This is a genomic window from Nocardioides sp. P5_C9_2 (assembly GCF_054049555.1).
Map to the genome: position 1 here is coordinate 1 of NZ_JBFUMD010000679.1, position 1,517 is coordinate 1,517.

The window sequence follows — 1,517 nt, forward strand, 5'->3', positions numbered from 1 at the left end:
CGGTACGTCCGGGCCCGCGCGTCGTGGGTGGTGCCGCGCCGCGGGACGAACCAGTGGGCCGCGTCCAGCCGCCGGACCTGTCGCAGGGTCAGGTCCTCGACCTTCCCGGTGCCGTCGGTCGTCTCGTCGACGGTGGCGTCGTGCAGCACCACCAGCTGCTTGTCCCGTGTCGACTGGACGTCGAGCTCGATCATGTCCGCACCGCGCTGCACGGCCCGCTTGAAGGCGTACATCGTGTTGGTGGGCGCCTCCAGCTCACCGCCGGAGTGGGCCATGTTGAGCACCCGCTGCCGCAGCCACGGGTTGTCGTCGGCGCGGGCCAGCGCCGGCGCGGCCGGGAGCGCCGTGATCAGGGCGGAGAGGACGAGAGCGGCGCCGAAGGTCTTCACCCGGCTGACCCTAGGGTGCGGGACCGACGGCGGACAGCCCCTCACGGGTAGGTGATGCCGGTGACCTCTTCACTGATCTCCCACAGCCGTCGTTGGGCGTGCGGGTCCAGGGCCAGGCGTCGCGGGGTGACCACCTGCGGGACGCCGGACATCTCGCCGGGACCGCTGGGACCGACGTACGTCGACCCGGGCAGGTCCGCGGTCGCGGCCATCAGCGTCGGCCAGGCGCCGGCGGCCGCCGACTGGGACACCGCCCGCACCGCGGCGTCGAGGATGGACGCCGGTCCTCCGTGGGTGCGCCCGAGCTGGCCGTTGACCACCAGGTGGGTGCCGGCGAAGCCCGGGTGGGCCRCGAGCGCGGTCACCGGGAGGCCGGCCTCACGGCAGCGCCGGTCGAGCTCGAAGGTGAAGAGCAGGTTGGCCAGCTTGGACTCGCCGTAGACCCGCCAGCGGCGGTAGCGGCCCTCCTGGACGCGCGGGTCGCCGAGCGGGGCCCTGCGGGCCACCTTGTGCATGCTGGAGGAGAGGGTCACCACCCTGCCGCCGGCCGCGGTGACCTGGGGCAGCAGCAACCCGGTCAGCAGGAACGGCCCGAAGTGGTTGGTCGCCATCTGCGACTCGAGCCCGTCCGTGGTCCGGCGGAGGGGGACTCCCATGATCCCCGCGTTGTTGACGAGCAGGTCCAGCGGGCCGAAGCGCGTCGCCTCCTCGCCGGCCCGGCGCACCGAGCCGAGATCCGCGAGGTCGACCACGAGGCGCTCCAGCCGCGCGCCGGGGACCTCGCTGCGGATCGCCTCGTCCGTCGCGGCCAGCGTGTCCGCCCTGCGTCCGGCCAGCACGACCCGGGCCCCGGCGCGGGCCAGCTCGAGGGCGGTGTGGTGGCCGAGCCCGCCCTGCGTCGTGCCCGTGACCAGCGCGGAACGGCCCGTCAGGTCGGGGAGGTCGGCGAGCGACCAGGCGGCCGCACCTCGATCGGGCTGGGCGGGGTCCCCGCTCACGGGGTGACGGCCAGCCCGGCCAGGACACGGCGCGCGAGCTCGGGGTCGCCGAAGACCTCGACGCGGCCGGGCTCCGGGTCACGGCGCCCACCGGCCAGCAGGATGAAGGACTCGCGGTCGGTACGCAGCC

Annotated in this window: 2 protein-coding genes; both read right to left on the reverse strand. The window is 74.9% G+C overall.

Annotation, left to right across the window (positions count from 1 at the left end; translation table 11 throughout):
• Positions 1 to 389 (reverse strand): glycerophosphodiester phosphodiesterase family protein (locus ACXJKL_RS20925; RefSeq protein ID WP_457208919.1); only part of this gene is annotated, 389 nt, incomplete at its 3' end.
• 41 nt (positions 390 to 430) lie between these two features.
• Complete coding sequence (locus ACXJKL_RS20930) at positions 431 to 1,387, reverse strand: SDR family NAD(P)-dependent oxidoreductase (protein ID WP_457208920.1); 957 nt, start codon at positions 1,385 to 1,387, stop codon at positions 431 to 433.
• Positions 1,388 to 1,517 lie beyond the last annotated feature (130 nt).